Raw genomic sequence first — 24,407 nt, 5'->3', positions numbered from 1 at the left:
CCCCCCATGCTGGAGCTCCACCTTGAAAACGCTGAACGAACTGACCTTCGATAACCGCTTCGCCCGTTTGGGCGACGCGTTCTCGACGCATGTGCTGCCTGAGCCGATCGATGCACCGCGCGTCGTGGTGGCCAGCACCGCCGCCCTGGGCCTGCTCGATCTCGACCCCGCCGTGACGCATGACCCGGTTTTCGCTCAGCTGTTTGGCGGCCACACCCTGTGGGCCGACGCCGAACCCCGCGCCATGGTTTATTCGGGCCATCAGTTCGGTTCATACAACCCGCGCCTGGGCGATGGCCGAGGCTTGTTGCTGGGCGAGGTGTATAACGACGCCGGTGAGCACTGGGACTTGCACCTCAAAGGGGCCGGCATGACCCCTTACTCGCGCATGGGCGATGGCCGCGCGGTACTGCGTTCCTCTATTCGCGAATTCCTGGCGTCCGAAGCCTTGCACGCGCTGGGCATCCCCAGCAGCCGCGCCTTGTGCGTGATCGGTTCAGACACCCCCGTGTGGCGAGAAAAACAAGAGCGCGCCGCCATGGTGCTGCGTCTGGCGCCGAGCCATATTCGTTTCGGGCATTTCGAATACTTTTACTACACCAAGCAACCCGAACAGCAAAAGCGGTTGGGTGAACACGTCTTGGCCCTGCACTTTCCCGAATGTCTGGAACAGCCGGAACCGTATCTGGCGATGTTTCGCGAAGTGGTCGAGCGCAACGCTGAACTGATCGCCAAATGGCAGGCCTACGGCTTTTGTCACGGGGTCATGAACACCGACAACATGTCGATTCTGGGCATCACCTTCGATTTCGGCCCGTTCGCCTTTCTGGATGATTTCGACGCCAACTTCATCTGCAACCACTCTGATCACGAGGGTCGCTATTCATTCAGCAATCAAGTCCCGATTGGTCAATGGAACCTCAGCGCACTGGCGCAGGCACTCACCCCGTTTATCAGCGTAGAGGCCTTGCGCGAAACCCTTAGCCTGTTCCTGCCGATGTATCAGGCCCATTACCTTGACCTGATGCGCCGTCGTTTAGGCCTGACCACCGCCGAAGACGGTGATCAACATTTGATCGAAACCTTGTTGCAACGCATGCAAGGCAGCAGCATCGACTACACCCTGTTCTTCCGCCGATTGGGTGAGAAACCTGCAGCGAAAGCCGTGGCGCGGTTGCGTGACGAGTTCGTCGACCTCAAGGGCTTCGATGAGTGGGCGGCGCAGTATGTCGCGCGCGTTGAACGTGAAGGGATCAGCGACGAAAACCTGCGACGCGAGCGCATGCACGCGGTCAACCCGCTGTACATCCTGCGTAACTACCTGGCGCAAAAAGCCATTGATGCCGCTGAAGCAGGGGACTACAGCGAAGTGCAACGCTTGCATGATGTGCTGACCCGGCCATTTACCGAACAACCGGGTATGGAAACTTATGCCGAACGCCCGCCGGAGTGGGGCAAGCATTTAGAGATCAGTTGTTCTTCCTGACCTTCCCGTCCCTGTATGCCAGCGCTGTAAATGAACAAACTTCGCTGGCTTTATTGCTAACGCCAACCCTCTTCCCAGGCAATTAATAATCAAACTAAAGCCAGACCAGCCAAACAAATTCGACGCCCCTGTTAGAACTGATAGTAGACGCTACTGGATATTGTGCTTATTTTGCTTCAAAGCATTTAGCCATACCCACAACCCACTATCAAACAGAACATACAACAATGCCAAACTTAGTACTCAATGGTGATTTCTCGTCTCGCGGTGATCACTGGACTTTTCAAACAACTTCCTTTGATGGCAATGTTGCAAACGTTGCTAATATTGGTCATATTAAACAAGCGATCACATTAGAAGCCCCGCTAAAAAAAGGGGACGCAGTCAGAATCAAATTCAAAGTGAAAGCCATGTATGGCAGCCAAGTGACTGTTAGTGTGACGGGGGGCTCATACCCTGCGATCGAGAAAGAAGATGATCACGATATTGCAATTACACTCACCGAGGACATGACAACCAATGTTTTAACATTGAAATTCCAGGCCACCAATGCCTTTACTTTGGACAACGTGTCACTCGAGCTGGAAAATAAATCGTGCACACCTAAAGATGTTATTAAAAATGGTACTTTCTCAAACCCGGGCTCCCCAGGTGAACACTGGACAACGGGTGGCATCACAACATTTACAAACGGCAAAGCTAATGTGGCCAGGGTCGGCCATGTCAAACAGTTAGTCACGTTAGATCGACCACTGGTGAAAGGCGACATCGTTAAAGTCAACTTCACAATTTCGGATCTCTATGGCTCCGTGACGGTCAGCTTGCAGGGTATATCGTATCCACTGTTCACAACGGTTGGCGCAAAAGAACTTGCATTACCTATCTCCTCCGACCACACAACCAATGAGATCACCTTGAAGTTTCAAGCGTCTAATGCTTTCGGGCTTGATAATGTCGAGATGATTGTCTGTTTGTAAGCACTTAATTATCATTGATTGAGCATCCCTCTCAGGAATCTCATACATGGCCAATTCAATACCTGTATTGAATTGGCCTTGTTGTTTACATAACAGCGGGACCGGCCGAAAACTCTCAGGCTTATACTTACGAGCACATACCCGCAGCGCCATTAACCTAATGGCAATGTCGAACGAGCAACAACCAACGCGTAGGTTTTTCGTTTAATAAAGATGTTTTTTCAAAAAACTAACGCTTGTGATCTTCATGCCCCGCCGGAACATCCTCTGATTGACCCTCACGCAGTCAGCCCCTATCCTCGCCAACGTCACGACACATTCGTGATCCGGTTTGACGGTCGGGCTCTTCATAGTGGAACGCATGGTCTAAAAATTCGTTCGTCTACTTCATAGCGGAGTTTTCCAATGCCCGATCTAACCCTACAAAACCCAACACCTTTCGGCCAAAGCTTTACAGGCGAACCCTTGTTCAGCGTAAATCCCGGCATCCCGATCAAGCTTGCGCTTGAGCTAACCGCGCAGTTACTCGGCAGCGCAGCGGTGTTGAGCGCAGAAAGCCAGCTCGCCTCCCCTCAAACCAGCCACAGCTTGACCTTCGCCAGCCTGCAATTGGTTGAAATGAGTAAGGGGTTGATCGATGCCACGCTGGACAGCGTGGTGCAGGCTCAAAGCGTTAAATAAACATATCCACTGGCACGTTGAAGTAATCGGCCAGCCAGCGAATTTGCCGTACGTTGAGCTGGCGTTTACCGCTGAGAATTTCGGACACCACCGACTGTGTACCCACACCCCGGCAGATCACTTTGGGTCAGGCCGTGCTCTTGCATCACTGAACGCAGAACATCGACACCACTGGCCTTGGGCATCGGATGATGCTCAAGGTCATAGGCTTCGACCCAGTCGCCAATAATGTCTACCAGCCCCATTAGTGGATGGTTTTCATCATCGCCCATCAGGTCGGTCAGTTCATCAAGGACGACGACCAACGCGTCGTAATCCGCCTCGCTTTTGGGCTTGCGTAGCAGGGGCGCTACAAAAGGCCAGTGCTGTATAGCGTGTTCGATCTGTGCATTCATGGGGTTATTCCTTCCATTTGCCCCTTGCAGGTTAGACCCCGGGTCTGAATATCGCAATCCGCGATATTTACTACATGACCTAGGTGCTTCAGATGCCGACTTAACAGCCTGACCACGGCGATTGACCTGAGCGCCAGCCGTGTATGAGCAGATGCGTCACGCATCAGTGGCAGGTTGGGCAATGATCTGCTGAACTGCACGCCATACAGAACCCGCTTTGATGGAGTGCCCCCATGACCGAACCGCTGCTGATTCCCTGCCCCCACTGCAACGGCCTGAACCGCATTCCTGCCGAGCGCGTGGGTGACCACCCCAAATGCGGGCGCTGCAAAAATGAGGTGTTGCTGGCCAAGCCGTTTGACCTGCGCCAAACCGACTATGCCAGTCAAATCAAGGGCGACCTGCCGCTGTTGCTGGACGTGTGGGCCGAGTGGTGTGGGCCGTGCAAGGCATTTGCACCGGTGTTTGAGCAAGCCGCCAGCCAGTTGCTCGGCACATGCCGGCTGGCCAAGCTGGACAGTGAAGCCAATCAACAATTGGCGACCCAACTGGGGATTCGCTCAATCCCCAGTTTGATTCTGTTCAAAAACGGCAAGGAAATCGCTCGCCAAAGTGGAGCCTTCCCCTTGCAGCAACTCAAGGCATGGCTGCAAAGCCACGGGGTGCGGGCTTAAGCGTTCTGATCCAGGTAGTCGTGCAACTCAACAAATTGTTGCGTCAGTTTGTGCCGCGGGTCGAAATACACCAGCGGCTTACTGGCTTGGTGTGACTCGCGCATTTTTACTGAGCTGCTGAGGTACAGCGGCAAGACGGGCAACCCTTCACTGATCAGTTCGTCCAGCATTTGCTGCGGCAAGCTGGCCCGCGACTGGAACTGGTTCACCACAATGCCCTCAACCAGCAAGTGCTCGTTGTGATCTTCTTTAAGTTCTTCGATTTCAGCCAGCAGGCCATACAGCGCTTGGCGCGAAAAACTGTCGCAATCAAAGGGAATCAATACACGATCGCAGGCAATCAACGCCGATACCGCATAAAAATTCAGTGCGGGCGGTGTATCGACATATATCCGGTCGTAATCTTCTGCCAGTTCATCCAGCAACTTACGCAGCTTGTTGATCTTGTGCTTGGCCTCAAGCTTGGGCTGCAAATCAGCCAACTCGGCGGTGGCCGTGATGATGTGTAAGTTTTCGTAGGGTGTTTCGTAAATATCGACCCGATTCTTCTTGGAACCAACACTCGCCGACAGGCTGTGTTTAAAGAAATCGGCAATCCCCATCGGAATCTCGTCGCCGGTCAGCCCGGTGAGGTATTGGGTGGAATTGGCCTGGGCGTCCAGGTCTACCAAGAGGGTCCGATACCCCTCACTGGCACTGACGGCAGCCAAATTGCAGGCGATGCTGGACTTGCCCACACCGCCTTTTTGATTGAACACCACGCGCCGCATTTCAAGACCTCCGTGTATCAATAAGTGCCCGAGTGTAGATGTCATTTGTGAAGCTTCGCTACCTTGCACCGAAATGAACTACGTCTCCAGAGAACATATCGTCTTTTTGCAAGTCATAAGGGCTACCCGGCAATTCAATACTGGCAAAATGACAGCTATTGCGTTCAGACTTGTTTAATAATCAGCATTGAACGGTAACGGGATGTTTGCTACGAACCAACCGCACCGGGATAATGCCGGCACTTTTAAAGGTGTCGCCCAGGGTCTGTACGAGATGTTTTCGAGCGAAGGTTAGGCAAGGCGAAAACAGGCGAGGAAGCGGAGTTAACGTGTTGTTAATGAGCATTCCGAGCCTGTTTTCAACGCCGCATAACCGAGCGCAGATACATTTCGTAAAGAGCATAGATCGCTGCCTACCGCCACATCATGTAAGCCCGCAAGGGCGGGATAACACTCCAGTGATTACGTTTAATATTGCCGCATGGCACGCCTGGGCCCCGGGCCTCGAAAGCGTGGCCGCTTGGCAGGCCTGGAGCCAGCAACCCCGCGTGCTCGCTGCCAGCGACAGCGCGCCTGATGTGTCATTTTTACCGGCCATGCAGCGGCGGCGCCTCAGCAGGTTGGCGCGCATGGCGTTTAGCGTCGGCTGGCCGCTTGCAGAAGGCCATGCAGCGCTGCCGTTGGTGTTTATTTCCCGTCACGGCGAAACACCGCGTACGTTCGACATCCTCAGCGATCTGGCCACCGACCAGCCCTTGTCCCCTACCCAATTCAGCCTTTCGGTGCATAACGCGGTGATCGGCCTATGGTCGATCATGCGCGGCGAAACCAGCGAAAAGACCGCCCTCGCTGCGGCGGGAGATGGCCTGGAGCACGGTCTGATCGAGGCTTGCGCCCTGCTCAACGAAGGCGCGCCCGCGGTGTTGCTGGTGATCACCGAAGAACAGCCGCCCCACGCGTATGCCCACTGGGTCGATGATGTGCCCTTCCCTTACGCCGTCGGCCTGCTCCTGACGCCTGGCTCGCAATGGCAACTGTCACTGGATCGACACTCGGGCGATACCGTCAAAACTCCGTGGCCTCACGCGTTGCAGCTGGTGCGTCATTTGCTCGATGAGCAAACCTGCTTCCAGCACACCTGGAAACACCGCGTCTGGAACTGGCAACGTAGCGGTGAGTAATCGACGCGACGCTTACTACTGGCGCCTGATCGCCACCGGGCTGAGCTTTGCGCTGTTCGGCTTTGGCGGACTGTGCCTGCGGCTCATCGTTTTCCCGGTGCTGGGCTGCTTGCCGGGTGACGCCATTCGCCAGCGCGAACGTGCCCGCGCCACGGTCAGCCGCTTATTCTGGCTGTTCATTCGCAGCATGGCGCGCATGGGCGTGCTCACCTATGAAGTGCAAGGCGCTGAGCGACTGGGGCGCCCCGGGCAGATGATCATCGCCAACCACCCGTCGCTAATCGACGTGGTGTTTTTGATCGGTCTGGTGCGCAACGCCAATTGCGTTGTCAAACAGAGCCTGTGGCAAAACCCCTTCACCCGCAGCCCGGTGCGTGCCACGCAATACATCAGCAATGACGGCAGCGTCGACATGCTCGACACCGCGGCAAATGCTCTGCGCGAAGGCCAGACACTGATCATTTTCCCCGAAGGCACCCGCACGCAACCGGGGCACCCGCCTGCCTTTCATCGCGGCGCGGCCTCGATTGCCCTGCGGGGTGCGAAGATCCTCACCCCGGTGATCATCAAAGTCAGCCCTACCACGCTGACCAAGGCCGAACCCTGGTATCGCATTCCCGATCGTCGCGTGCACTTCAGTTTTCGTGTCGGCGCCGATATAGACCCAAACACCTTTACTGCGCTGGGCCCGCCACCCAAAGCCTCGCGCCTGCTCAATGACTTCGTGCATGACTACTTTATTAAGGAGCTCGCCACAGATGAGCGATCTGAACACGCAAATCAAACAACTGATCATCGACGCCCTGGGCCTTGAAGACATCAGCGTCAGCGACATTGATGACCAACAAACCCTGTTTGGTGAAGGCTTGGGGCTGGACTCGGTCGACGCGCTGGAACTGGGCCTCGCCATCCAGAAAACCTACGGCATCAAAATAGATGCCGACGCCAAAGACACCCGCAATCACTTTTCCAACGTGGCCAGCCTTGCGGCTTTCGTCACGGCCAAACAGGCAGCCTGAGACCGAACCATGCAAACCCGCGACGACATTTTCAATACCCTGCGTACCGCATTGGTCGAGCTTTTTGAGCTGGAACCCGAGCGCGTCACCCTGGACGCCAATCTGTATCAAGATCTGGAAATCGACAGCATCGACGCGGTCGACCTGATCGACCATATCAAACGTAAAACCGGCAAAAAAATCGCCGCTGACGAATTCAAATCGGTACGTACCGTCAACGATGTGGTTGAGGCGGTTTACCGTCTGGTTCATCCCGTCGAATGAGCCGGCTGATCAGCCTGGGCTTGTTACTGGCGGGCGTTCTGTACCCCTTTGCGGTGTATTTCGGCATGGCCCATTTCGCCCCGTGGCAGTTTGCACTGCTGCTCGGCGGTCTGTGGCTGGGCCGCGCGCTGACGGGCGAGCGACGTCCCGGTGGCCTGTGGATGGCCGTAGTCGCGCTGGTGTTTTGCGCACTGTTGGCACTGTTCAACAGCCCGGCCTTGCTGCGTTGGTACCCGGTGCTGATCAGCGGCTTTATGCTCAGCCTGTTCAGCCTGAGCCTGCGTTTCGGCCCGCCGATGGTTGAGCGTTTGGCCCGGTTGCGCGAACCGGAGCTGCCCGACATTGCGATTCATTACACACGGCAGGTGACCAAAGTCTGGTGCCTGTTTTTCCTGCTCAACGGGCTGGTCGCGGCCAGTTTGACCCTCTGGGCACCGCTGAGCTGGTGGACGCTGTACAACGGCCTGATCGCCTACGGGTTGATGGGGCTGCTGTTTGCCATTGAATGGCTGATACGGCAACAGGTAAGAGGCCGGGCATGAATTGGATAAAACTTGAGCACTTGGTGCTGAAGGGGCACGCAGAGCGTGCCGTAACTTTTGATCCGGCACTGGATCATGCGCGGCTGTGCGAACAGGCTTTGCGGCTGGCGGGAGGGCTGCAACGACGCGCGATCAAACACGTGGCGATCCACCTGGAGGATGCCGCTGAGCTGGCGATTGCCTTGCTGGGCGCCTGGCGGGCCGGGGTCAGCGTGTTATTACCCGCCGACCTGCAAGCCCAAACCCGCCAACGCTGGGACGCGCAGGTCGACCTGTGGATAACTTCAACGCAAGCACTCGAAGCCTTGTTTGATGCGCCATTAAACGCCGCCGAACTGAACCTGGACACCTGCCACCTGAGCCTGTGTACATCGGGTTCCAGCGGCGAGCCCAAGCGCATCGACAAAACCCTGCGCCAGATGGCCAATGAAGTGAACGCGCTGGAACAGCTGTGGGGGGCCGAACTGGGCACTGCCTGCATCATCGCCAGTGTGGCGGCACAGCATATCTACGGGTTGTTGTTCCGCGTGTTGTGGCCGCTGTGTGCGGGCCGAAGCTTTGTGCGCACACAATTGGCCTTTCCCGAGGACATGCAACGCGCCAGCCGTGAACATCCTTCATTTGCTTGGGTTGCCAGCCCCGCCATGCTCAAGCGCATGGCTGACAACCTCGACTGGCCTGCCTTAAGCGCCGTGCAGCGGGTGTTTTCCTCGGGCGGTGCATTACCCGCCGAGGCCGGGCAGGCCTTGCACGCGCGTTTAGGCCAATGGCCCACTGAAATCTTCGGCAGCTCCGAAACCGGCGGCATCGCCTGGCGTCAGGGGCAAACCCTTTGGCAGCCGTTTGTCGATGTGCAACTGAGCCAGAGCGACGACGGCGCCCTGCGCATCACCTCCGCCTACTTGCCGATCGGTCATGTCGAACACACGGCCGACGCGGCCCGCATTGAGGCTGACGGACGCTTTGAGTTGCTCGGGCGCCTTGACCGTATCGTCAAACTCGAAGAAAAGCGCATCTCCCTGCCCATGCTCGAACTCGCGCTGACCCACCACGACTGGGTGGCGGAAGCCCGACTGGGCGTTGTGCACGAAAACCGGGCGTCGCTGGGTGCGCTGCTGGTGCTCAGCGACAGCGGTCTGTATGCCTTGCGCGAACACGGCCGCCGGGCGCTGACTCAAGCCTTGCGCCAGCATTTGAGCGACCACTGCGAAGCTTTGGCTTTGCCACGTCGCTGGCGCCTGCTGCGTAACTTACCCCTTAACAGCCAGGGCAAACTGCCTCAGGCGCAGGTCGATGCCTTACTGCTCGCACCCCGCCCCAAGCTGCCCGAAGTGATGAGCCAGCGTGAAGACGCGGGCCTGTGGACACTCAACCTGTCGATACCGCCGGATCTGGCTTACTTCAGTGGCCACTTCCCCACAACCCCGGTATTGCCAGGTGTGGTGCAAGTGGAGTGGGCAATGACGCTGGGCCAGCAAGTGCTTGACCTGCCGCCGCGCTTTGCCGGGATGGAAGTGCTCAAGTTTCAGCAGTTGGTGCGTCCCGGCGACGCCATTGAACTGACCCTGCGCTTTGATCGCGAACGCAGCAAATTGCACTTCGCTTATCGCAACGCCACGGCGGCGTGCGCCAGCGGCCGTATCGTGCTGGAGGAGGCCCGTGGATAACACCCACCGCCTGCCCGTAGCAGCTGCCAAAGGCTGCGTCCGGTTGCGAAGCAATCGTAAACCGGCTTGCACGATTTTCCTGACACACCGAGGCGCCGGACTTTACGGCGGCTACGCCACCGGACGCAGCCTTCGGCAGCTGCTACGAAAAATCCATAACGGTCTGGAGGTTTCTTCTCATGTATAACCCCTGCGCCGTTATCCCGGTGTACAACCATGAGACCGCCGTGCCCGCCGTGGTCGATGCCCTGCTCGCCGCTGGCTTGCCTTGCGTGCTGGTGGACGACGCCAGCAGCCCCGCCTGCGCAGCGGTGCTCGAACAACTGGCGCAAGGTGAACACATCCACCTGATCCGTCTGGCCGTCAATCAAGGCAAGGGCGGCGCGGTCATGGCCGGGCTGCGCGAAGCCTCGCGTCTGGGCTTTACCCATGCGCTGCAAGTGGACGCCGACGGTCAACACGACTTGCGCGACGTGGCCACCTTTATTCAGGTGTCGCAGCGCAACCCCGAGGCGCTGGTGTGCGGTTATCCACAGTACGACGCCAGCGTGCCCAAAGGCCGGTTGTATGCACGCTACCTGACCCACGTGTGGGTGTGGATCAACAGCCTGTCGCTGCAAATCCCCGACTCCATGTGCGGCTTTCGCATTTACCCGCTGACACCGACCCTGGCGCTGATCAGCTCGGTCAAGCTGGGTAAACGCATGGATTTCGACCCCGAAGTTTTGGTGCGACTCTCCTGGCGCAATCAGCCCATGCGCTGGCTGCCGACCCGCGTGCATTACCCACAGGACGGGCTGTCGCATTTTCGCCTGTGGCATGACAACGCGCTGATCAGCAGCATGCACACGAAGCTGTTTTTCGGCATGTTGGTGCGCCTGCCGAGCATCCTCTGGAGGCGTTGGCAGGCATGAGCGAACCTCGACAACATTGGGCTGATCACAAGGAACGTGGCAATTTGCGGCTGATGCAGCTCACCGCATTCGGGGTCAAATTGCTCGGGCGTCGCCTGCTCAGCCCGGTGCTGTACGGCATCGTGCTGTACTTTTTTGTCTTCGGTGGCCGCGCCCGGCGCAGCATTGGGCAGTACCAGCAGCGGCTGGCCGACTGGAGCGGGCAAAGCGCCCTGCGCCCCACCCGCCGCCGGGTATTTGGCCAGTTCATGGCGTTTGCCGACGCCTTGCTCGACAAGCTCGACGTGTGGAACGGCCGCCTCAAGATCGAAGACATCGACATCATCGACCCGGCCCTGCTGCGCAATCAGTTGCGTGCTGAGCGCGGGCAGATGCTGGTGGGTGCTCATTTGGGCAACCTTGAGGTGTGCCGCGCCCTCGCCGAGCTGGGCGAAAAAGTCACCATGAACGTGCTGGTACACACCAAGCACGCCGAGCAATTCAATCGCCTGCTGGGCGAAGCCGGGGCCAGCCATTTACGCCTGATTCAAGTCAGCGAGCTCAACCCCGCCGTCATGCTGCAACTCAATCAGCGCCTGGAAAACGGCGAGTGGCTGGCGATTGCCGGTGACCGCGTGCCCCTGCAAGGCGGGCGTCAGGTGCGGGTCGATTTTCTCGGCCAGCCTGCTGCCTTTCCGCAAGGCCCATGGTTGTTGGCCGGGTTACTCAAGTGCCCGGTCAATCTGATGTTTTGTTTGAAACGCGAAGGCCGTTACCGAGTCATCCTCGAACCCTTCGCAGAGGCCGTCGTGTGGCGGCGCAGCGACCGCGATCAGGTCATCGCCCATTGGGCTGGCCGCTACGCCGAACGGCTCGGGCATTACTGCCTTCAAGCGCCGCAACAGTGGTTTAATTTTTACCCTTTCTGGAAGACCGATGACGACGCATCCGCATGAGCCAGTAACCTTCGGCCAACCCCCGCTGCGTATTGAAGACGTGCTGGCAGTGGCCAATCGTCAAGCACCGAGCCGTTTGCAAGACGACGCCGAGTATCGCGAGCGCATCGCCAAGGGCGCGCGTTTCCTCGACTCGTTGCTGGATAAAGAAGGGGTGATCTACGGCGTGACCACAGGCTACGGCGACTCGTGCGTGGTGGCCGTGCCCCTGGAGCACGTCGAAGCGCTGCCGCGTCATCTGTACACCTTTCATGGTTGCGGGCTGGGCAAGTTACTCGACGCGCAAGCCACCCGCGCCGTGCTTGCCGCGCGCTTGCAGTCGCTGTGCCACGGCGTGTCGGGCGTACGTGTCGAGTTGCTGGAGCGCCTGCACGATTTTCTCGCCCACGACGTGCTGCCGCTGATTCCCGAAGAAGGCTCGGTCGGCGCCAGCGGCGACCTGACACCGCTGTCGTACGTGGCTGCAACCTTGTCCGGTGAGCGTGAGGTGATATTCAAGGGTGAACGTCGTTTTGCCGCTGATGTACACCGCGAACTGGGCTGGACGCCGCTGGTACTGCGGCCCAAGGAAGCCTTGGCGCTGATGAACGGCACCGCCGTGATGACCGGCCTCGCCTGCTTGGCGTATGCCCGCGCCGACTACCTGCTCAAACTCGCCACCCGCATCACCGCGCTCAATGTCGTGGCGCTGCAAGGCAACCCCGAGCACTTTGACGAGCGCCTGTTCGCCGCCAAGCCGCATCCGGGGCAAATGCAGGTGGCCGCCTGGCTGCGTCAGGATCTGGCCATCGACGCCCCGACCGCGCCGCTGCATCGCCTGCAAGACCGTTACTCGCTGCGCTGCGCGCCCCACGTGCTGGGCGTACTGGCCGACAGCCTGAACTGGCTGCGCGGGTTTATCGAAATCGAGCTCAACAGCGCCAACGACAACCCGATCATCGACGCCGAAGAAGAACGCGTGCTGCATGGCGGACACTTCTACGGTGGCCATATCGCCTTTGCGATGGACAGCCTCAAGACTCTGGTGGCCAACGTTGCCGATCTGCTCGACCGCCAGCTCGCGCTGTTGGTGGACGTGCGTTACAACCACGGCCTGCCGAGCAACCTGTCGGGCGCCAGCGCAGAACGGGCGATGCTCAATCATGGGTTTAAAGCCGTGCAGATTGGCACCAGTGCCTGGACTGCCGAAGCCCTGAAAAACACCATGCCGGCCAGCGTGTTCTCGCGTTCGACCGAATGCCATAACCAGGACAAAGTGAGCATGGGCACCATTGCCGCCCGTGATGCGATCCGTGTGCTGGAACTGACTGAACAAGTGGCGGCCGCCACCCTGCTGGCCGCCAACCAAGGCGTGTGGCTGCGCAGCCGTGTCGAAGAGGCCCGCCCGTTGCCGCCTGCGCTGGCGCAGATGCACGCCGAACTGGGCAAAGACTTCCCGCCCGTGGTCGAAGACCGTGCACTGGAAGCTGAACTGCGCCTGTGCCTGAGCCGAATTGCCCAACAACACTGGAGGCTGCATGCGTAGCAAAGGCGTACTGCACGTTGATACCGAAGTGTTGGTGCCGTTTTTCGACATCGACACCATGCACGTGGTGTGGCACGGGCATTACGTCAAATACCTCGAAGTGGCGCGTTGCGCGCTGCTCGACCATATCGGCCATAACTACAGGCAAATGCTTGCAGCGGGTTATGCGTGGCCGGTAATCGACATGCAGCTGCGCTATGTGAGCGGGGCGACGTTTGGTCAGCGGATCAACGTGCGCGCCAGTCTGGTGGAATGGGAGAACCGCTTGAAGATTAATTATCTGATTACCGATGCGGTCACGGGCGAGCGTTTGACTCGGGCGGTGACGGTGCAGGTGGCGGTTGAAATTGAGAGCCGGGAGATGCAATTGGCTTCGCCTGGGTGTTTTGTTCAAGCGGTTGAGCGGGTGCTTTCATGAACAGATCAAAAGCCCCTCTCCCTAGCCCTCTCCCAGAGGGAGAGGGGACTGACCGAGGTGATTTCAGCCCCTCCACATGTCAGCTCCCACTCATTGACTGTCGAAATGTCCGCCACTCCACACATCAGCCCCCTCTCCCTCTGGGAGAGGGTTGGGGTGAGGGTAAAGCCCGCACACGTCTCGCAGCCCTGTTCACCGTACTGCTGGCGTTCACCCCACTGGCCCACGCCTTCGACCTGCAACAGCTCAGCGACCAACTGGCCAAACCCCACGTGATCCAAGGCCAGTTCACGCAAGAAAAACACCTGCGCGCCCTGCCCAAACCGCTGACCAGTACCGGCACCTTTGTGCTGGCCAAAGACCACGGCCTGCTCTGGCAACTGAAAACCCCGCTGCAACAGGATTACCGCATCACCGCCCAAGGCATCGCCCGACGCAACGGCACGCAGTGGCAGATGCTCCCCGGCAAAAGTGCCGGTGCCGAACAGAACCGTTTATTCCTCGCCGTGTTGCAAGGCGACAGCAGCGGCCTGCAACGGGATTTCGACCTGCAACTGCAAGGCGAACCCACCCGCTGGACGCTCACCCTGACCCCACGCTCGCTGCTGCTCAAGCAAGTGTTCAATCAGATCAACATTGAAGGCGGCGAGTTGGTTCAACGCATCGAGCTGCAAGAAACCCAAGGCGACAGCACCCTGCTGAAACTGCAAAACAGTGTCAGCAATCAACCCTTGAGCGACGCGGAGCAACACGATTTTGCGCAGTGAACGCTGGCTGCCACGGGCTTTTTTGATTGTGCTGCTGGCCGTGTTGGCGCTGGCCGGCTGGCAATGGCGCCACGGTGCGCCGTTATCGGCCAACCTGATGGAACTGGTGCCCGGTGACGCACCCGACGCGCTGGAGCTGAGCGCCGAGCAGCGTATTCAAGAACCCCTGAACCGCGAAATGCTGGTGCTGGTGGGCAGCGCGGATCGCCAGCAGGCCATCGCCACCGCTCAACAATTGGGCGAGCAATGGCAAGCCAGCGGCCTGTTTGAAAAGGTCCAGTGGAACCTGCAAGCCGACCTCCCGGCCCTGCGTGAGCAACTGCTGCGCGGGCGCTTGGCGATGCTCTCGAGCGCTGACCGCACACAGTTGATCGAACACCCCGACGCCTTTATCCAGCAACGGGTGCAAGCGCTGTTCGATCCCTTTACCGGATTCAGTCTGGTGCCGAGTCAGGACGATTGGCTGGGCCTGACCGGGCGCATCCAAAACAGCCAGCCGCAACGCGGCGCGGTGCAACTGGACATTGGCAGCGGCACCTTGATCGCCGAAGCAGACGGCAAAAGCTGGGTGCTGTTGCGCGCCCGCACCCAAGGCAACGCGTTCGATATGAAACTGCCGCTGCGGGTCGCCGAGCTGCTTGAGCAGAGCCGTGAACAGGTGGCTAACAACGACGTGCAGTTACTCGCGGCCAGCGGCCTGCTCTACGCCGCCAGCGGGCAACAACAAGCCACTCGCGAAATCACCTGGGTGGGCGGCGGTGCCACCGTGGGCATTCTTCTGCTGTTACTGCTGGCGTTCCGTCGCTGGCGCGTGCTGCTGGCCTTTGTTCCGGTGCTGGTGGGCATGCTGTTTGGTGCGGTGGCCTGTGTCGCGCTGTTTGGCAGCATGCACGTGATGACGCTGGTGCTGGGCTCCAGCCTGATTGGCGTGGCGGTGGATTACCCGCTGCATTACCTGTCCAAAAGCTGGAGCCTGAAACCGTGGCGCAGCTGGGCCGCCTTGCGCCTGACCTTGCCCGGTCTAAGCCTGAGCCTGGCCACTAGCTGCATCGGTTATCTGGCGCTGGCCTTTACCCCATTCCCGGCCCTGACCCAAATCGCCATCTTCTCCGCGGCCGGGTTGATCGGCGCTTATTTGAGTGCCGTGTGTCTGTTGCCGGCGCTGCTCAAAGGCGTCGAATTGCGCCCGGCGCAATGGCCGCTGCACATCGCACAACGCCTGCTGGATGCGCGCGCGGCGCTGCTGAAAAAAGTCCCGACGCCTGCGTTGTTGGCAGGGCTGCTGATCTTTTGCGCGGCCGGTTTGTGGCAGCTGACCAGCAAAAATGACATCCGCCAGTGGGTCGGCGCGCCAGCGCAGTTGATGAACGAAGCGCAAGCCATTGCGCGCATCACCGGCTATCAACCCACCAGCCAGTTCTTTCTGGTGCGCGCCGACAACGAGCAGCAGCTGCTGGAGCGCCAAAGCGCCCTAAGCCAGCGCCTTGAGTCGTTAATAGGTGCAGGCCAATTGCAGGGGTTTTTAGCCCTTGATCAATTGGTCAGCCAGCCCGGCGAGCAGCAACACCTGCGCGCCGCACTTAATGCGTTGCCTCAACACTGGCAGCCGCTGTTGGCCGTGGGTGTGCCTGAAAGCGCCTTGCAAAACGAGCTGACGCAGTTGCAAGCTTTGCCCGTTCAGTCCATCGACGACGCCCTGAAAGGCCCCTTGGCCGAACCCTGGCGGGCGCTTTGGCTGGGCAAAAATCCCGAAGGCGTCGCCGCCATGGTCAGCCTGCAAGGTTTGAATGACGCCAGCCTGTTACGCGCGCAGGCGCAGGACTTGCCCGGTGTGAAACTGGTGGATCGTCTGGGCGACTTAAACAAGGTGTTTGCGGCCACACAAATCAGCGCCGCCGAGTTGAAAATGTTGTCGTGCGTGCTGATCGTTGTGCTGTTGATTGCCCCGTTCGGCTTCGGTGGCGCGCTGCGCATCGTCGCCCTGCCGCTGTTGGCCGCCTTGTGCAGCCTTGCCAGCCTTGGCTGGCTGGGTCAGCCATTAACCTTGTTCAGCCTGTTCGGGTTGCTGCTGGTTACGGCGATCAGCGTCGATTACGCCATCCTGATGCGCGAGCAAATCGGCGGCGCCGCCGTGAGTTTGCTCGGCACCTTGCTGGCTGCGCTGACCACATGGTTGTCATTTGGCTTGCTGGCGGTGTCGAGCACGCCTGCCGTGAGTAATTTCGGGCTGTCGGTGAGTTTGGGGCTGGCGTTCAGTTTCATGCTCGCGCCGTGGGCCGGTAAACAGGCGCACACGCCATGCTGACCGAGTCAGTAATCCCACTGATGCTGATGAGCCTCATCGCCACGCTGTTACCGGTGTTGGCGGGTATGAGTAAACCCCCTTTGAAGTCTGCCGTAATCCCCGGCAAGGAGCGCCTGTGTCAGGAATAGAATTGGAACGTCGTCAGGTGGTGGTGATTGGTGCCGGACCGTCCGGCGCCATAGCCTCGGCCTTGCTCAAACGCAACGGCCACGATGTGCTGGTCATTGAGCGCCAGCACTTCCCGCGTTTTTCCATTGGCGAAAGCCTGCTGTCCCATTGCCTCGACTTTGTCGAAGAGGCCGGCATGCTGGAGGCTGTGCAGGCGGCCGGTTTCCAGCTCAAAAACGGCGCGGCCTTCGCGTGGGGCGAGCAGTACAGTGCCTTCGATTTTGGAGACACGTTCAGTAACGGCAAGCCCACCACCTTCCAGGTGCAACGCGCCGACTTCGATAAGTTGCTGGCGGATCAAGCGGCCTTGCAAGGCGTCGACATCCGCTACGGTGAAAGCGTGATCGCCGCCGATGTAGAAGCGGGCAAACCCTTGCTGACGATTGAACGCGAAGACGGCAGTCGCTATCAGGTAGACGCTGACTTTATGCTCGACGCCAGCGGCTATGGCCGCGTGCTGCCACGCCTGCTGGACTTGGAAGCACCGTCCAATTTCCCGGTGCGCCAAGCCGTGTTCACCCACGTCGAAGACCGTATCGACTGCGCCCATTTTGATCGCAACAAGATCCTCGTCACCACCCACCCGACCCAGCGCGACATCTGGTTCTGGAGCATCCCGTTCAGCAACGGGCGCACCTCGGTTGGCGTGGTGGCGGCGGCCGAACACTTTGCCGGGCGCAGTGAGAATCTCGACGATTGCCTGCGCAGTTTCATCGACGAAACCCCGAGCTTGCAGCGCGTATTGGCCAATGCCGTATGGGACACGCCTGCGCGCACCCTAAGTGGCTACTCGGCCAACGTCAAAACCCTGCACGGGCCAGGATTCGCACTGCTGGGCAATGCCGCCGAGTTTCTCGACCCGGTGTTTTCTTCGGGCGTGACCATTGCCATGCGCTCGGCGAGCATGGCCGCGGCGGTGCTGCATCGCCAGTTGCAAGGTGAGACGGTGGACTGGCAAACCGAGTTTGCCGAGCCGCTCAAGCGCGGCGTCGACACCTTTCGCTGCTACGTCGAAGGCTGGTATGCCGGCACCTTTCAGGACGTGATTTACCATCCTGACAGCAAGCCACACATTCGCCGCATGATCAGTTCGATTCTGGCCGGCTATGCCTGGGACGAGACCAACCCCTTTGTCAGCGAACCCAAGCGCCGATTGCGCATGCTGTCAGATATCTGCGCCACGGAGCCCGCATGAAACCTCTGAGCGACACCTACGTTGAAGAAACCCGTTTCGGCTTTTGGTTCTTACGCAGCCACACGTGGCAACACCACGTACTGCGGGTGGCCATCAACGACTTGCGCAGCCTGTTCAGCCAGCCACTGCCCAAGGCGCCGGTGATACTGGATGCGGGTTGTGGTCAGGGCAAATCGTTCCAGTACCTGCAAAAAACCTTTGCCCCGCAGCGCCTGATCGGTCTGGATGCCGACCCGCTGAGCCTGCGCATGAGCCGCGAAGAGGCGGAGCGTCAGGGCATCGAAATCGAGCTGATCGGCAGCGATTGCGCCGAGCTGGAAGTGCCGGACGCCAGCGTCGACATCCTGTTCTGCCACCAGACCTTTCACCATTTGGTGCAGCAAGACCGGGCGCTGGCCGAGTTCTACCGCGTGCTCAAACCGGGTGGCTATTTGCTGTTCGCTGAATCCACCGAAGCCTATATCGACACCTGGGTGATTCGCTGGTTGTTCCGCCACCCCATGCATGTGCAGAAGAGTGCCGCGCAGTATCTGGAAATGATCCGTGATCAGGGCTTTGAATTTGAGGCGCAGAACGTCTCGTACCCGTACTTGTGGTGGAGCCGTTCCAAGGACTTCGGCCTGCTGGAACGTGCAGGGTTGTTGAAGCCAAAACCGGTGGGCCAGCGTGAAGAAACGCTGGTCAACGTGGTGGCGCGCAAACCTTTAAATGGCCTACCGCAATGATCAACACACCCGCTGTAGTCACTGCCGCAGGCTGCGATGGTGTGCGCAGCAGGCCTGTTTTCAGGTTTTTCCTGGCATTGCTCCTGCTTATAAGCGGCTGCACCAGCCTACCCTTGCCCAGGCAAACGCCCACACTGGCGTTGCCGATGCAGCTGCATATCCAGCGCGAACAGGCCGAGCAGCGCCAGGACTGGTTGCTGGTGATTCAGCAACAAGACACCGCACTGCGCTGGTCGCTGATGGACCCGCTGGGCATTCCGCTGGCGCGACAGTTGCTGCAAGACGGCCGCTGGCACGCCGACGGTCTGTTACCGCCCAATCCCGAAGCCCGTGAGTTGTTTGCCGCGCTGCTGTTCGCCCTGACTCCAAAGAACGAATTGCAGGCCAATTATCCGCAAGCCAACGCCGAAGCAGACCTGCGCTTTCTGGCGAAACGCTGGCAGGTGCAGTATCAGCAGCCGTCGGTGTTTCGCATTGATATGAAAGGCGATCTGCATTACCGCGTCAGCCCCTTGGGGGCGGCGCCATGACTACCTATCTGAATGCCTTGGGGGTGATTTGCTCGCTCGGGCGTGGGCCTGACGACGTGGCGCGCTCACTGTTTGCTGGCGACTGCTCGGGCATGCAGCGCGAAAGCGGCTGGGTGCCCGAGCGCTCGCTCACCGTCGGCGCCGTCAAAGGCGAACTGGCGGCCATCCCGGCTGAACTCCATCAACAAAAAAGCCGCAACAACCAGTTGCTGCTCGAAGCTGCCTTGCAGATACACGACGACATCGACCAGGCCATTAAGCGCTATGGCCGTGAACGTATCGCCGTTGTCCTGGGCACCAGCACCTCGGGCATTGACGAAGCCAGCCGCGGCATTGCCCATTACTTGCAGGAGCAGCAGTTCCCGGCCGACTACGATTACCAACAGCAAGAACTCAGCGCACCGGCCACCTTTCTCGCGGACTGGCTGAACATTGGCGGCCCCGCCTATGTGATTTCCACCGCCTGCACCTCCAGCGCCCGCGCCTTGATGAGCGCCCAACGCCTGCTCGACCTGAACCTGTGCGACGTGGTGCTGTGCGGCGGCGTCGACAGCTTGTGCGCGCTGACACTCAATGGCTTTAGCGCACTGGACGCGGTAAGTGACGAGCGCTGCAACCCGTTTTCGGCTAACCGCCACGGCATCAATATTGGTGAAGCGGCGGCGCTGTTCGTCATGAGCAAACACCCGGCTGACGCTCATGGGATCGCCCTGCTCGGCGCTGGTGCCAGCAGCGATGCTCACCATATTTCCGCGCCCGAGCCCAATGGGCGCGGCGCGGCTCAAGCCATGCACAAAGCCCTGAACCGTGCTGGCTTACATCCCGCCAACATCGGTTACCTGAACCTGCACGGCACCGCCACCCAGCACAACGATGCGATGGAAAGCCACGCGGTCGCGCAGGTATTCCCCTTGGGCGTACCGTGCTCATCGACCAAGCCCATGACCGGCCATACACTGGGTGCAGCCGGTGCGCTGGAAGCGGCGTTTTGCTGGCTCAGCCTGACCCATGACAATGCCCTGGCACCGCACCTGTGGGATGGCCAGCCCGACCCCACCTTGCCCGCGCTGCACTGGGTCACACCCGGCCAAACCCTCGCCGCCTCGCCACAACGCTGCCTGATGAGCAACTCGTTTGCCTTCGGCGGTAATAACGTCAGCCTGATTATCGGAGACGCCCCATGATTGATTGGCCGCTCGCCGAACTGCTGCCCCACGCTGGCGACATGATCCTCATCGATCACGTGCTGGCGTTTGATGAAGAACAGATTGAAACCCGCCTCACGGTACGCGCCGGCGGCTTGTTCAACCGTGAAGACGGCAGCCTGCCCGCCTGGGTGGGCGTCGAATTGATGGCGCAAAGTGTGGCCGCGTTTGCGGGTTGTCACGCACGCGCGCAAGGCCATGAAGTGGTACTGGGGTTTTTGCTCGGCACCCGCAAGTTTGAATGCAACGTCGAACACTTCCCGCTGGGTGCCGAGCTGCGTATCCATGCGCAACGCTCGCTGGAAGACGACAACGGCATGGGCGTGTTCGAGTGCCACCTCACCGGCACCGGCATCCAGGCCAGCGCCCGCCTGAACGTGTTCCGACCGCCTGAGCCTGAACAGTACCTGACTCAAACAACCGAGGAGACCCGCCATGACTGAGTCCATTTTGGTCACAGGCTCCAGCCGTGGCATTGGCCGCGCCATCGCTTTGCGCCTGGCACAGGCCGGCTTTGATCTGGTGCTGCATTGCCGCAGTGGCCGCTGCGAAGCCGACGCGGTCATGGCTGAGGTTCACGCCTTGGGCCGCAATGCCCGTGTGTTGCAGTTCGATGTGTCGCAACGCGACGAATGCAAAGCCATGCTTGAGGCCGACGTTGAACAACACGGCGCTTATTACGGCGTGGTACTCAATGCCGGACTGACCCGCGATGGCGCTTTCCCGGCCCTGAGCGAAGACGATTGGGACGTGGTGATGCGCACCAACCTCGACGGTTTTTACAACGTATTGCACCCGGTGATGATGCCCATGATTCGGCGTCGTGCAGCCGGGCGCATTGTGTGCATCACCTCGGTTTCCGGCTTGATCGGCAATCGCGGTCAGGTGAACTACAGCGCCTCCAAAGCAGGCTTGATCGGCGCAGCCAAGGCCTTGGCCATCGAACTGGGCAAACGCAAAATCACCGTAAACTGCGTCGCGCCGGGGTTGATCGACACCGCCATGCTCGACGAAAACGTGCCCGTAGAAGAACTGATGAAAATGATCCCGGCCCAGCGCATGGGCACCCCGGAAGAAGTCGCCGGGGCCGTTAACTTTTTAATGTCCGCCGAAGCGGGCTACATCACCCGTCAGGTTCTGGCCGTCAACGGAGGGCTGTGCTGATGAAACGCGTTGTCGTCACCGGCATGGCCGGCATCACCTCGCTGGGCAGTGACTGGGCCAGCATCGAAGCGCATTTTGTGGCCGGGCGCAGCGGCATCCGGCGCATGGACGAGTGGGATCGTTTTACCGAACTCAACACGCGACTGGCCGGCCCGATTGATGATTTCGTGGTGCCCACACACTGGACTCGCAAACAACTGCGCAGCATGGGCCGGGTGTCGCGGCTGGCCGTGGGCGCCGCCGAACAGGCGTTGCAGGATGCGGGCTTGCTCGGCAATCCCATCATCCGCGACGGCCGCATGGGCGTGGCCTGCGGCTCGTCCACGGGCAGCACCGACGAAATCAAAGCCTTTGGCAACATGCTGCTTAACTCGGTGGCCGATGGCCTTAACGCCAACAGCTACGTGCGCATGATGCCGCATACCACCGCTGCCAATATCAGCATCTTTTTTGGTCTGACCGGGCGTTTGATCCCCACCTCCAGCGCTTGTACCAGCGGCAGTCAGGGCATTGGTTACGCATACGAAGCGATCAAATTCGGGCGTTTGCCGTTGATGCTTGCTGGCGGCGCCGAAGAACTGTGCCCCACTGAAGCGATGGTCTTTGACGCGCTCTACGCCACCAGCCTGAAAAACGACGCCCCGCACACCAGCCCACGCCCCTATGACATGGGCCGTGACGGTCTGGTGATTGGTGAGGGCGGCGGTATGTTGGTGCTTGAAGAACTGGAGCATGCACAGGCTCGCGGGGCGCACATCCACGCCGAAATCGTCGGCTTTGGCAGCAATGCCGACGGCCAGCACACCACCCGCCCGGAGGTCAGCACCATGCGCCGGGCGATGGAACTGGCGCTGGAAGACGCGGGGATTGGCGCGCAGGCCATCGGCTATGTAAACGGCCACGGCACCGCCACCGAACAGGGCGACATTGCCGAGACACTGGCCACCAGTGAGTTGTTTGGCAAGCATATGCCGATCAGTTCGCAGAAAAGCTTTCTGGGCCACACGCTGGGTGCCTGCGGGGCACTGGAGTCGTGGTTCAGCATCGAAATGATGAACCGCGATCGCTACATCCACACGCTCAACCTCGATGAGGTCGACCCGCGTTGTGGCGAACTGGACTACCTGCGTGGCGAGTGCCGGGTGATGCATAACGATTACGTGATGAACAACAACTTTGCCTTTGGCGGGGTCAACACGTCGTTGATTTTCCGCCGCTGGTCTTGAGTGACCGATCAACCTTAACAACGCTGTTCTTCCCCAACGTCAAGGAGACACCATGCAATTCAAAACTCTGGCAACTGCCGCCGCACTGCTACTGGGCACCCTGCCTGCCATTAGCCAGGCGCGCGACACGACGCTATTTTTGCCGTTTGATCAGGTGGTGACCGAAGCCATCAGCACCGGCAAGATTGATGGCAGCGTCAAGTTTTACCTGGCGGGCAATACGCCAGCGGGCAAAGCCAGCGTCGTCACACCGGGGGTGGTGACCAACAAAAAAACCAATGCCTTTAACAAAACTGACTATCAAGCCTGCTCCTGGGCGTTGCAGTCCGCGTTGATCACCTTGCATCAAGCGGCGAAAAACGTCGGCGCCAATGCCGTCACCGACATCGCCAGCTACTACAAAAAGAACGAACGCAAAGATCCGAAAACCTACGAATGCCATGCAGGCGCAGTGATTGCCGGCGTGGCACTGAAAGGGAATCTGACGAAGGTGGAGTGAGAAAAACAGAGCGTTCAAAAACGACAAAGGCGCCTTTCGGCGCCTCATTCACAAACAGACTGGCTTGTCATCGCACTGCGTCTGCCCGGCTCTGTGATGGCTGGTTGCCCAGGATCCTCAGAGTCTCACAAGCCCCTTGCGGGAACGTGGCGAGTATCGCGCCGAGCAAAAAATTAGGCAACCGTCTATTTTCCGGCTCATCGTTTTCTGCCTGTGCATCACAACCCCAACGCGCACCGAACCGCGGCTTTGATGGCAATGAATTCATGTGTTTCAAGTTGTGAAACCACATAAATACGACGCCCTTGTCTGTCACGGGTTTTGATCCGGTCCAGTCGAGACAGGCTAACGGTGGCCACCATGTCACATTTTGCCCAGCAGACAGGACTCGCTCCCTGCAAATGACTCTGCAACTCAAGATGATGGTTCAACATGGATTGTGGCTCGGTGGTGCTTAAGGGAATGACCGTCACCAATTGACGATTGGTGCGGTGTTTACGCACGACCACAACGGGACGCACCTTGATCATTTCCGGCACTTCAAAGCCCCTGAAATCACAAATAAGCACACTGCCTTCTTTCGGCTGATAGAGGAGGGACATTGGCTGAACCCGAAAAAAGAAGCGATTTTGCGCAGCTTTAGTTTCAACATTCCAAGGTCGTTGTATGACGGCGAATGTCCTGTTTTATCACTCGGTAACAATGCCTGCGGGCGCGGTCTCTTTCCTTTGAAGGACGATTCCTAGAGAATCCTTTGGCCTTGCGCCTGCCTCTTTCGATCAATAGCCTTCGGTACGTCATCCCCCATGGGTGACCGGACGTGCAAGTTCGAATCGAGTAAGGAACATGGATCACCGCCACCTATTTAGCTTTATGGCGGCTGTACGTGGGAGGTCTTCGCACCTGCCGGGATTGCGTTCCTTTCGACCGGTCTTGCACACCCGCGTACAGCTGCCACCCTCTTTGTGTGCAAGCAAATGGCGTCAGCTCTTAACTCACGAAAGGAACTGCACCATGACTCACACTCCCGACTACGAACAAACCCTCGAACACACCCATGAATTGCTGCGCTGCGCCCTAGCGACCGCGTATGCCTCTGCCGATAATCTGCAAGGACTTAACCGCGACGTGGCGTTGGCCGTGGTGCATTTGATTGCTCAGGTGAAAGCGTCTGT

General features: G+C 59.2%; 28 protein-coding genes and 1 pseudogene. 26 read left to right on the top strand and 3 right to left on the bottom strand.

The features are described 5' to 3' along the window. Window positions 1-22 precede the first annotated feature (22 nt). From selO to GHN86_RS19935, 3 genes are all read left to right on the top strand, one after another. Window positions 23-1,486 (top strand): protein adenylyltransferase SelO, encoded by a 1,464-nt coding sequence (gene selO, locus GHN86_RS19945; RefSeq protein ID WP_153381721.1) that lies wholly within the window; start codon window positions 23-25, stop codon window positions 1,484-1,486. Window positions 1,487-1,713: 227 nt separating this feature from the next. Beyond that, window positions 1,714-2,463 carry a hypothetical protein gene (locus GHN86_RS19940; RefSeq protein ID WP_153381723.1) on the top strand — a complete coding sequence of 250 codons (750 nt, stop codon included), beginning with the start codon at window positions 1,714-1,716 and terminating at the stop codon, window positions 2,461-2,463. 405 nt (window positions 2,464-2,868) lie between these two features. Continuing rightward, window positions 2,869-3,144: a DUF3077 domain-containing protein gene (locus tag GHN86_RS19935; protein ID WP_153381725.1), complete on the top strand. Its 276-nt coding sequence runs from the start codon at window positions 2,869-2,871 to the stop codon at window positions 3,142-3,144. On the opposite strand, the pseudogene GHN86_RS19930 reads toward GHN86_RS19935, so the two are convergent. Beyond that, window positions 3,137-3,539 (bottom strand): annotated as a pseudogene (locus GHN86_RS19930) (helix-turn-helix domain-containing protein). The gene GHN86_RS19935 and the pseudogene GHN86_RS19930 sit on opposite strands and share 8 nt — an antisense overlap. 233 nt (window positions 3,540-3,772) lie before the next feature. Here GHN86_RS19930 and trxC point away from each other — a divergent pair. Beyond that, window positions 3,773-4,213, top strand: a complete 441-nt coding sequence (gene trxC, locus GHN86_RS19925; RefSeq protein WP_153381729.1) for a thioredoxin TrxC — start codon at window positions 3,773-3,775, stop codon at window positions 4,211-4,213. Here trxC and GHN86_RS19920 read toward each other — a convergent pair. Further along, entirely contained in the window at window positions 4,210-4,983 is a 774-nt protein-coding gene (locus tag GHN86_RS19920) for a ParA family protein (RefSeq protein WP_153381731.1), read from the bottom strand. The two genes, trxC and GHN86_RS19920, sit on opposite strands and share 4 nt — an antisense overlap. A gap of 458 nt (window positions 4,984-5,441) precedes the next feature. Here GHN86_RS19920 and GHN86_RS19915 point away from each other — a divergent pair, with 458 nt between their 5' ends. The 21 genes from GHN86_RS19915 to GHN86_RS19820 all read left to right on the top strand — a co-directional run bounded on the left by GHN86_RS19915 (window position 5,442) and on the right by GHN86_RS19820 (window position 23,232). Then, window positions 5,442-6,164, top strand: coding sequence for a beta-ketoacyl synthase chain length factor (locus GHN86_RS19915; RefSeq protein ID WP_323369998.1), 723 nt, complete (start codon window positions 5,442-5,444; stop codon window positions 6,162-6,164). Further along, a complete protein-coding gene (locus GHN86_RS19910; RefSeq protein ID WP_323369497.1) occupies window positions 6,157-6,978 on the top strand; it encodes a lysophospholipid acyltransferase family protein in 822 nt (273 codons plus the stop codon). Before GHN86_RS19915 ends, GHN86_RS19910 begins: the two co-directional genes overlap by 8 nt. Further along, the gene (locus GHN86_RS19905) at window positions 6,923-7,183 is read left to right on the top strand and encodes a phosphopantetheine-binding protein (RefSeq protein WP_153381738.1); all 261 of its coding nucleotides are present in this window, start codon (window positions 6,923-6,925) and stop codon (window positions 7,181-7,183) included. Before GHN86_RS19910 ends, GHN86_RS19905 begins: the two co-directional genes overlap by 56 nt. Window positions 7,184-7,192: 9 nt before the next feature. Further along, window positions 7,193-7,447, top strand: a complete 255-nt coding sequence (locus GHN86_RS19900; RefSeq protein WP_153381740.1) for an acyl carrier protein — start codon at window positions 7,193-7,195, stop codon at window positions 7,445-7,447. Then, window positions 7,444-7,989, top strand: coding sequence for a hypothetical protein (locus GHN86_RS19895; protein WP_153381741.1), 546 nt, complete (start codon window positions 7,444-7,446; stop codon window positions 7,987-7,989). Before GHN86_RS19900 ends, GHN86_RS19895 begins: the two co-directional genes overlap by 4 nt. Continuing rightward, window positions 7,986-9,656: an AMP-binding protein gene (locus tag GHN86_RS19890; protein WP_153381743.1), complete on the top strand. Its 1,671-nt coding sequence runs from the start codon at window positions 7,986-7,988 to the stop codon at window positions 9,654-9,656. The genes GHN86_RS19895 and GHN86_RS19890 overlap by 4 nt, the downstream gene beginning before the upstream one ends. A 179-nt stretch (window positions 9,657-9,835) precedes the next feature. Beyond that, entirely contained in the window at window positions 9,836-10,570 is a 735-nt protein-coding gene (locus tag GHN86_RS19885) for a glycosyltransferase family 2 protein (protein ID WP_153381745.1), read from the top strand. Next, window positions 10,567-11,505, top strand: a complete 939-nt coding sequence (locus GHN86_RS19880) for a glycosyl transferase (RefSeq protein ID WP_153381747.1) — start codon at window positions 10,567-10,569, stop codon at window positions 11,503-11,505. Before GHN86_RS19885 ends, GHN86_RS19880 begins: the two co-directional genes overlap by 4 nt. Continuing rightward, window positions 11,486-13,030 carry an HAL/PAL/TAL family ammonia-lyase gene (locus GHN86_RS19875; RefSeq protein ID WP_153387178.1) on the top strand — a complete coding sequence of 515 codons (1,545 nt, stop codon included), beginning with the start codon at window positions 11,486-11,488 and terminating at the stop codon, window positions 13,028-13,030. Before GHN86_RS19880 ends, GHN86_RS19875 begins: the two co-directional genes overlap by 20 nt. Further along, a complete protein-coding gene (locus GHN86_RS19870; RefSeq protein ID WP_153387175.1) occupies window positions 13,023-13,448 on the top strand; it encodes an acyl-CoA thioesterase in 426 nt (141 codons plus the stop codon). Before GHN86_RS19875 ends, GHN86_RS19870 begins: the two co-directional genes overlap by 8 nt. Next, entirely contained in the window at window positions 13,445-14,215 is a 771-nt protein-coding gene (locus GHN86_RS19865; RefSeq protein ID WP_228385016.1) for an outer membrane lipoprotein carrier protein LolA, read from the top strand. Before GHN86_RS19870 ends, GHN86_RS19865 begins: the two co-directional genes overlap by 4 nt. After that, the gene (locus tag GHN86_RS19860; RefSeq protein WP_153381753.1) at window positions 14,205-16,520 is read left to right on the top strand and encodes an MMPL family transporter; all 2,316 of its coding nucleotides are present in this window, start codon (window positions 14,205-14,207) and stop codon (window positions 16,518-16,520) included. Before GHN86_RS19865 ends, GHN86_RS19860 begins: the two co-directional genes overlap by 11 nt. Continuing rightward, window positions 16,514-16,648: a hypothetical protein gene (locus tag GHN86_RS23920; RefSeq protein WP_267129123.1), complete on the top strand. Its 135-nt coding sequence runs from the start codon at window positions 16,514-16,516 to the stop codon at window positions 16,646-16,648. Before GHN86_RS19860 ends, GHN86_RS23920 begins: the two co-directional genes overlap by 7 nt. Further along, window positions 16,636-17,883: an NAD(P)/FAD-dependent oxidoreductase gene (locus GHN86_RS19855; protein WP_323369499.1), complete on the top strand. Its 1,248-nt coding sequence runs from the start codon at window positions 16,636-16,638 to the stop codon at window positions 17,881-17,883. Before GHN86_RS23920 ends, GHN86_RS19855 begins: the two co-directional genes overlap by 13 nt. Continuing rightward, a complete protein-coding gene (locus GHN86_RS19850; protein ID WP_153381755.1) occupies window positions 17,880-18,608 on the top strand; it encodes a class I SAM-dependent methyltransferase in 729 nt (242 codons plus the stop codon). Before GHN86_RS19855 ends, GHN86_RS19850 begins: the two co-directional genes overlap by 4 nt. Before the next feature lie 71 nt (window positions 18,609-18,679). After that, on the top strand, window positions 18,680-19,138 hold the full coding sequence (locus GHN86_RS19845) for a DUF3261 domain-containing protein (protein ID WP_153381773.1): 459 nt from the start codon (window positions 18,680-18,682) through the stop codon (window positions 19,136-19,138). After that, the gene (locus GHN86_RS19840) at window positions 19,135-20,322 is read left to right on the top strand and encodes a beta-ketoacyl-[acyl-carrier-protein] synthase family protein (protein ID WP_153381757.1); all 1,188 of its coding nucleotides are present in this window, start codon (window positions 19,135-19,137) and stop codon (window positions 20,320-20,322) included. The genes GHN86_RS19845 and GHN86_RS19840 overlap by 4 nt, the downstream gene beginning before the upstream one ends. Next, a complete protein-coding gene (locus tag GHN86_RS19835) occupies window positions 20,319-20,786 on the top strand; it encodes a hotdog family protein (protein ID WP_153381759.1) in 468 nt (155 codons plus the stop codon). The genes GHN86_RS19840 and GHN86_RS19835 overlap by 4 nt, the downstream gene beginning before the upstream one ends. Next, window positions 20,779-21,507, top strand: coding sequence for a 3-oxoacyl-ACP reductase FabG (gene fabG / locus GHN86_RS19830; protein WP_153381761.1), 729 nt, complete (start codon window positions 20,779-20,781; stop codon window positions 21,505-21,507). Before GHN86_RS19835 ends, fabG begins: the two co-directional genes overlap by 8 nt. Beyond that, window positions 21,507-22,733, top strand: a complete 1,227-nt coding sequence (locus tag GHN86_RS19825) for a beta-ketoacyl-ACP synthase (protein ID WP_153381763.1) — start codon at window positions 21,507-21,509, stop codon at window positions 22,731-22,733. Before fabG ends, GHN86_RS19825 begins: the two co-directional genes overlap by 1 nt. A 52-nt stretch (window positions 22,734-22,785) precedes the next feature. Next, window positions 22,786-23,232 carry an excinuclease gene (locus GHN86_RS19820; protein ID WP_153381765.1) on the top strand — a complete coding sequence of 149 codons (447 nt, stop codon included), beginning with the start codon at window positions 22,786-22,788 and terminating at the stop codon, window positions 23,230-23,232. Window positions 23,233-23,450: 218 nt separating this feature from the next. Here GHN86_RS19820 and GHN86_RS19815 read toward each other — a convergent pair whose 3' ends face one another. Beyond that, the gene (locus GHN86_RS19815) at window positions 23,451-23,834 is read right to left on the bottom strand and encodes a type II toxin-antitoxin system PemK/MazF family toxin (RefSeq protein ID WP_153381767.1); all 384 of its coding nucleotides are present in this window, start codon (window positions 23,832-23,834) and stop codon (window positions 23,451-23,453) included. A 244-nt stretch (window positions 23,835-24,078) separates the two neighbouring features. On the opposite strand from GHN86_RS19815, the gene GHN86_RS24120 reads away from it, so the two are divergent. Further along, window positions 24,079-24,407: DUF6124 family protein (locus GHN86_RS24120; protein WP_416333495.1), on the top strand; the 329-nt coding region annotated here is incomplete at its 3' end.

Origin of the sequence: Pseudomonas helleri (assembly GCF_009600315.1) — a bacterium.
GTDB classification, from domain to species: Bacteria; Pseudomonadota; Gammaproteobacteria; order Pseudomonadales; family Pseudomonadaceae; genus Aquipseudomonas; species Aquipseudomonas helleri_A.
This window is presented reverse-complemented; position numbering and strand designations above follow the sequence as displayed.

What these genes read in the sequence shown, in the direction of transcription:
- GHN86_RS19815 (WP_153381767.1), bottom strand. Translation starts at nt 23,834, where the DNA reads ATGTCCCTCCTCTATCAGCCGAAAGAAGGCAGTGTGCTTATTTGTGAT.
- GHN86_RS19935 (WP_153381725.1), top strand. Translation starts at nt 2,869, where the DNA reads ATGCCCGATCTAACCCTACAAAACCCAACACCTTTCGGCCAAAGCTTT.
- fabG (WP_153381761.1), top strand. Translation starts at nt 20,779, where the DNA reads ATGACTGAGTCCATTTTGGTCACAGGCTCCAGCCGTGGCATTGGCCGC.
- GHN86_RS19875 (WP_153387178.1), top strand. Translation starts at nt 11,486, where the DNA reads ATGACGACGCATCCGCATGAGCCAGTAACCTTCGGCCAACCCCCGCTG.
- GHN86_RS19900 (WP_153381740.1), top strand. Translation starts at nt 7,193, where the DNA reads ATGCAAACCCGCGACGACATTTTCAATACCCTGCGTACCGCATTGGTC.
- GHN86_RS19840 (WP_153381757.1), top strand. Translation starts at nt 19,135, where the DNA reads ATGACTACCTATCTGAATGCCTTGGGGGTGATTTGCTCGCTCGGGCGT.
- GHN86_RS19825 (WP_153381763.1), top strand. Translation starts at nt 21,507, where the DNA reads ATGAAACGCGTTGTCGTCACCGGCATGGCCGGCATCACCTCGCTGGGC.
- GHN86_RS19880 (WP_153381747.1), top strand. Translation starts at nt 10,567, where the DNA reads ATGAGCGAACCTCGACAACATTGGGCTGATCACAAGGAACGTGGCAAT.
- GHN86_RS19870 (WP_153387175.1), top strand. Translation starts at nt 13,023, where the DNA reads ATGCGTAGCAAAGGCGTACTGCACGTTGATACCGAAGTGTTGGTGCCG.
- GHN86_RS19890 (WP_153381743.1), top strand. Translation starts at nt 7,986, where the DNA reads ATGAATTGGATAAAACTTGAGCACTTGGTGCTGAAGGGGCACGCAGAG.
- GHN86_RS19885 (WP_153381745.1), top strand. Translation starts at nt 9,836, where the DNA reads ATGTATAACCCCTGCGCCGTTATCCCGGTGTACAACCATGAGACCGCC.
- GHN86_RS19850 (WP_153381755.1), top strand. Translation starts at nt 17,880, where the DNA reads ATGAAACCTCTGAGCGACACCTACGTTGAAGAAACCCGTTTCGGCTTT.
- GHN86_RS19835 (WP_153381759.1), top strand. Translation starts at nt 20,319, where the DNA reads ATGATTGATTGGCCGCTCGCCGAACTGCTGCCCCACGCTGGCGACATG.
- GHN86_RS19895 (WP_153381741.1), top strand. Translation starts at nt 7,444, where the DNA reads ATGAGCCGGCTGATCAGCCTGGGCTTGTTACTGGCGGGCGTTCTGTAC.
- GHN86_RS19820 (WP_153381765.1), top strand. Translation starts at nt 22,786, where the DNA reads ATGCAATTCAAAACTCTGGCAACTGCCGCCGCACTGCTACTGGGCACC.
- trxC (WP_153381729.1), top strand. Translation starts at nt 3,773, where the DNA reads ATGACCGAACCGCTGCTGATTCCCTGCCCCCACTGCAACGGCCTGAAC.
- GHN86_RS19865 (WP_228385016.1), top strand. Translation starts at nt 13,445, where the DNA reads ATGAACAGATCAAAAGCCCCTCTCCCTAGCCCTCTCCCAGAGGGAGAG.
- GHN86_RS19905 (WP_153381738.1), top strand. Translation starts at nt 6,923, where the DNA reads ATGAGCGATCTGAACACGCAAATCAAACAACTGATCATCGACGCCCTG.
- GHN86_RS23920 (WP_267129123.1), top strand. Translation starts at nt 16,514, where the DNA reads ATGCTGACCGAGTCAGTAATCCCACTGATGCTGATGAGCCTCATCGCC.
- GHN86_RS19920 (WP_153381731.1), bottom strand. Translation starts at nt 4,983, where the DNA reads ATGCGGCGCGTGGTGTTCAATCAAAAAGGCGGTGTGGGCAAGTCCAGC.
- GHN86_RS19940 (WP_153381723.1), top strand. Translation starts at nt 1,714, where the DNA reads ATGCCAAACTTAGTACTCAATGGTGATTTCTCGTCTCGCGGTGATCAC.